Origin of the sequence: Rhodobacter sp. NSM, assembly GCF_052244495.1 — a bacterium.
GTDB lineage: Bacteria > Pseudomonadota > Alphaproteobacteria > Rhodobacterales > Rhodobacteraceae > Cereibacter_A.
In genome coordinates, this window is record NZ_JBQPXH010000038.1 from 1 (window position 1) to 5178 (window position 5178).

At 60.1% G+C, this 5178-nt stretch carries 4 protein-coding genes; all 4 read right to left on the minus strand.

Annotated elements, in window-relative coordinates; all coding sequences use genetic code 11:
* Positions 1 to 730: 730 nt before the first annotated feature.
* The 4 genes from ACTVZP_RS22020 to ACTVZP_RS22035 all read right to left on the minus strand — a co-directional run bounded on the left by ACTVZP_RS22020 (position 731) and on the right by ACTVZP_RS22035 (position 4617).
* The gene (locus tag ACTVZP_RS22020) at positions 731 to 1399 is read right to left on the minus strand and encodes a recombinase family protein (RefSeq protein WP_443214267.1); all 669 of its coding nucleotides are present in this window, start codon (positions 1397 to 1399) and stop codon (positions 731 to 733) included.
* Positions 1400 to 1453: 54 nt separating this feature from the next.
* Complete coding sequence (locus tag ACTVZP_RS22025; RefSeq protein ID WP_443214268.1) at positions 1454 to 1942, minus strand: helix-turn-helix domain-containing protein; 489 nt, start codon at positions 1940 to 1942, stop codon at positions 1454 to 1456.
* Positions 1943 to 2183: 241 nt separating this feature from the next.
* Positions 2184 to 2990 (minus strand): hypothetical protein, encoded by an 807-nt coding sequence (locus ACTVZP_RS22030; protein WP_443214269.1) that lies wholly within the window; start codon positions 2988 to 2990, stop codon positions 2184 to 2186.
* An 868-nt stretch (positions 2991 to 3858) separates the two neighbouring features.
* Positions 3859 to 4617 (minus strand): replication initiation protein, encoded by a 759-nt coding sequence (locus ACTVZP_RS22035; protein ID WP_443214270.1) that lies wholly within the window; start codon positions 4615 to 4617, stop codon positions 3859 to 3861.
* Positions 4618 to 5178 lie beyond the last annotated feature (561 nt).

Below are 5178 nucleotides of genomic sequence, written 5' to 3' on the forward strand. Positions count from 1 at the left end.
GAGGGCCGCCTTTCGGAACTGGGCAGCGCAGTCATGACACGCCTCATCCATGCGGGCTTGGATGACCGCCAAATCGCAGACAGGATGACCGTCGCACCGCTTGGTGTGGCTCGATTCCGGCGTCGCCTGATGAAGGGGCTGTGAAGGACTGATAACGCAAAGCGCAGCGGGACCTAAACCTGCTGCACCTACCGGTTCCGCCGCACACCCATCGAACCAGGCATCTGCTTGTACTCAGCTGGTCGTTCCCTTGGTGATGAACCGTTGACATTTTCGATGTGAACGAAGCGCGGCCTACTCAAGCAGAGGCTCGTTTCGAGCCGCTCGGGCGCGGTTCATGTGGGAGAGACATACTTGTCGAAGACCAATCGCGAGAAGCATGTTGGGTGGAAACTGCCACATGCTCAGGTCAGTGTACTGGTGTTCGACAAGTTGGACCAAACTCAAGTCGGTAAGTTTCATGTCGATTACACAGTTCCCGATATCCCGGGTTACGGTGTTCAAGCGTTCCTCGGAGAAGAGAGTTTGGCTCTGGTCAAAAGCGCCTCTCACGTAGGCCCGCTTCTCAAGGGAGTTCATAACATCCCACTCTGATTTGGATGTTTCGGCAGACGCTGAGGCTACGAGGAGCACGGCCAAAGCAACCCCGATGAGAGCACGCATTTTTGATCCTTGCGACGAAGAAGATCAGAACAGTGTGGGGCAAGCTGCTGGGAAGTGGGAGCTGGTTTTACGCCGCAAGCCGTTCAAGACGAGCGAGCGCTCGCATGACTTGGGAAGCCGTCCAGCGACCACTCCTCGCGGTCCTGACGCCTGTCTCGTTCAAGGCGTCCGCGATTTCCCGCAGGCTCTTGCCCTGCGCCCGCATAGGCAGGATTAGCGGTGCTACCGTCTCAGCCCGCTCAACCGCTTCACGCTGCACTGCCTCGTTCCGCTTCCCGGTGGCATCACGTAGCCCCCCGAGCTGCTTCCCCTTCGCCTTGGCCTCGGCCAGAGCGGCCTTGGTCCGTAGCGAGATGAACTCCCGCTCCTGCTCGGCCAAGGCCGCGTAGATGTGGAGCTGGAACTTGTCGGCCTGTGGCATAGAGGCGACCCGGAACTGCACTCGCTTGTCATCCAGCAGGGCCGCTATGAACGACACCTTCCGCGACAGCCGGTCAAGCTTCGAGACGAGGATCGTAGCTCCGGTCTTCCGGGCAAGCTCCACCGCCTCGGTCAGCGCAGGACGGCGGCTGTCGGCCCCGGACTGGATGTCCTCCAGCTCGGCGATGATCTCCCACGGCTGCTCGGCATATTGGGCCAGGAACAGGTCTATGTCCCGGCGCTGGGCGTCCATGCCGTGTCCAGAGCGCCCCTGATCCTCGGTGCTGACGCGCCGGTAGATGATGAACTGCTGCATGAAGGGCCTCCTCGATCAGGGTTGCCCCTGTCGTAGAAGGCTTCGTTGCAAACGTCAACGTTCGTTGTGGGTGTTACGAGCGAGCCAGAACCACCACCTGCGTTGGCCCACACCAGAGGCTTGTTCTGCGCGATCTGGAGGGGGCAACATCCGCCGTAGATCCTCGATCCGCTCCGCTCGCTCCTGTGCCAATGCTTCAGCCACAGCGGCTCGACGCTCCGCTTCGGTCAGCTTGGTCTTCAGAGCCTCGACCTCTTGTGCCAACAGGCTTGTATGCGGATCGCCGTTGACCGGTGCTGACCCGGCAGGCGTGGTAAGTTGACCGGTGAGGCCTTGACCGACATTGACCACTGGGTTGACCACGCTGGGTCTGCGGGGTTGCCGTGCCTGAATGCCAGCCCTCAGCAGCTCGGAAGGGTCGATCAGCCATCCTCCGCCTTCAGCGGGCCTTGCGCTGATCTTCCCCTCCTTGATCCGCTTTGCCAGCGTGGGCCTCGATACATCGAACAGCCTTGCCGCCTCTCGCATGGACAACTCACCCACGGCCACCTCCTGCCGGTCAACGTCTGGCAGAGGGTGTTCTATTTGGCCGGTCAAGTCACGGCCATTGACCATCAGCCCCCCCGTGCGGGGGGAACTGTGGCTTGCAGGTCTATCAAACTGCCCTCTGGGATTTTTGCCGCAGAACATTCGCCTGCTGATGGCAGCACAGGCCGCATGAGAAGGCCGCTGATCGGCGCTGCCTGTCCCACACGGGACAACTACTGCTAGGACAGGTGCGGCTTCAGAAGGGCATCTCAGGCCCGGTGTGGGCCACCTCGATCGCCTTCCAGTCCGTCAGTAGTTCCTCATCACTGCTGAAGGCGAAGTCGTGCAGCGCCCGCACTGTCTCGTCGCCCAAGGCCACTGACATCGCCTCCAGCACGATGCTTCCATCCTGGGCCAGCACTTTGTGCTTCCGCCTGTCGGTGAGGTTCCGCACCGCTCTTGCCAGCTCCTGGACGGCCTTTGTGCGCTCCTCATCCTTCAGCGCATCCGGCTCGCCCACCGGCTTGTCCTTCATGTCACGATGCCAATCGCCGGTGATGTCCGGTTCGTCTTCTCCATCGTCTTGTGCCTTCTGGAGCAGTTCAGTCCATCGCGCTCGCATCCTGGAAATAGTTGTCGTCCCCATGCCTGTCAGCTTCACCAGCTCGGCCTTCGAGATGCTGCGGCCGACCTCTCGAACGAGCTTCCAGGTGAAGTTGGCCTGCTCACGAGCGGAGAGAGGGAGTTTGCCTCTCAGGTGGCTGTGGGCGGCCTGAAGCAGCACCTGCTCGCGACTGCCTTGCACGATCTGCGCAACGGCTTCCGCCCTCTTGAGGCTGCGGTAAGCTGCGATCCGGTAGTGGCCATCAACGATGAGCAGCTTCCCCTCGGGGCTGTCAGGGTCGCGCCAGAGCAGCACGGGATCGAGCTTCCCGGTGCGCTTCAGGGTAACCGCCAGGGTTTTCGTCCAATCGTCGTTCCTCCAGCTCCTGGCGCTGAAGCTCGTGTCGTAGTCGTCGATCTGATCCAAGCGGACCAGCTCGGCTGTGGTCATGTCGTTCATTGCGGAAGCGCCTTGTGAGTGGGGCCGGTTGATTTCCGACCTCCATGGTTGCGGTTGCCGGTCACCAGAACGAAAGCGACCCCCGATGATGACACCGGGGGCCAGACAAGGCGTTCGGGAAGGACCGACGAGACAGCGCCAAATGGCGTTCTCTCAAAGCGTGGGGGGAATTGGAGACGATCTTGAAAACCCATAATCACGCCGCAGCAGGAGGCAGAGGATGAGTTTGTCCTCACACTGAATAGGGATGGAAGATCTGCCAAACTTGCTTCCCGTCAGTCTCTGCTACTGGTGGGAGTAGGGGCGCTTGACGCCCCCCGCAAACCATCCATAGTCGCGAAAAATCTTGAGGTTCGGCAGAAACCGCCAATACTGAACTCACTTGGGAATTTGCCAGTTCTCTGCGTCTTGCGCATGGAGATAGCAGAGGCGGGACAAGTGAAACGCCGGCCCCATCACCACATGGGAACCGGCGCCCATTACCCTGGCGGCTGGCCAGAGCGCACATCTTGTTTGTGCCAGCCACTCATAGCCAGGTCAACTGAAGCTAACGCGACGAGGGATCTCGAATCGCGAATACAGGAGACTTGCCGTATGGCTGAACAAAGTTCGAGCCTCACCGTCGTTGTTAGGACCGGAGGCCTTGTCGCTAAAGCGCAGGGAACCCTCGGCGTCGCTGGTGCGATCCTGATAGTGGTCCTGTTCATCGGCGTTGGGTTGCTATTGGCGGTTTGAGTTCCGCGAGAACAGCCACACAACCTTCAGCGTTGATCCGGGCTGGTCCTCTAGGCCGGATTGATCCGTTTGCCGGGGCCGTAACGCTACTTCATCCACTGCTCGGTTTTGATGCAGGAGCCTCAACGCAAGGTCATGTGGTGATCGAGGTCTCAGCTGTGCCGTACAGCCTTTCCTTCCGCCCCACCCGTGGCCGGTTCAGCTCCGCATATGCCTCCTTCAGTCCCGCCTCGTCCTTCACGGCCCAGCCCATGATGAAACCGACCACCTTCTTGCCCTCCTTCTTCGGCAAGATGGTCACGTTGTAGGGCGTGATCGCGTTCACCTCGGTCAGTGCCGGCTCGATGGCCTTCTTCTGGAGGTTCTTGAACAGATCGAGCTTCCCCGGCTCCACGCCCAGCAGCTCGCGCATCCCAGCGATGTCCTTCTCCTCGGTGCAGACGTGCCGCAGCCGTATCCTCCGCGAGATCGCCTCGTAGAGTGCGAAGGCGTACTTCGACGAGAAGGACCGCATCACGGCGTGATCGAGCTTGGCGAAGATCGAGCTGTCCCGCACCAGCTCGGCCAGCTTCGGCGGAAACGAGTAGGTCAGCGTTCCCGAGTTGACCGTGGTGCGGATCGTGTTCGTCCCGAGGAGCTGGAGGCGTGTCTCTGCCCCGTCCGGTCCTCTGGCCACCACGATGGTCCTCATCAGGCGCTCGATGCTCTCGACCAGCCTGGTGTTGCTCTCGTCGGGCAGCTTGAGATCCGCCGTTGCAACGGTGAACTCCCGTCCAGGCTCTCCAAGCTGCGGTCCCCATGCCGCCTCGATAAGCTGGTTGAACAGCCTGCGGTCATGAAGCGTGAGAGGGCCAACACCGCGCAGCTCGATCAGCTCGGCAGGCTTCAGCATCTCCCCCTCATTCGGGAGCATGGTCAGGGTCTTCATGGACGCTCACGGATTGGCTACCAGATTAGCGTATCGTGTAGCTGTTGGCCCAGCAATGGCCTTGGAGAAGGGGCTGAGTCGCCGTTCCAGCCGGACAGGAAGTAGCCGTCAGCCGGACAGGAAGTAGCCGTCAGCCGGACAGGAAGTAGCCGTCAGCCGGACAGGAAGTAGCCTATGAGGTGTTGTTTCACAGTCATATCAATTGGTTAGGGTGCCACGAAGAGGAAGAAGAGAAGAGATGAAGAAGGGGGCGGCATTCATCGTCACTTACAGGAGTCAAAATGCACGTAATGTGTTGACGCGTCCTTTAGTACCCATGATTATGACCTATCGCGGGTTTTTTCCTCGTGAGTGAACCAGGAGAGTACGATGGAAGGTGAACTGATCGCATTGCGAGCAAAAGCAGCTGAGATGGTTGTCCAGATTGATCGAGCCCTCGCCTCGTTGCGAGGAGGGGCTACGGCGGTAGAACCCGTAGAGGGAGAGACCGAGCGTCACGAAGCGTATCGCCTAAATGGGAATCCA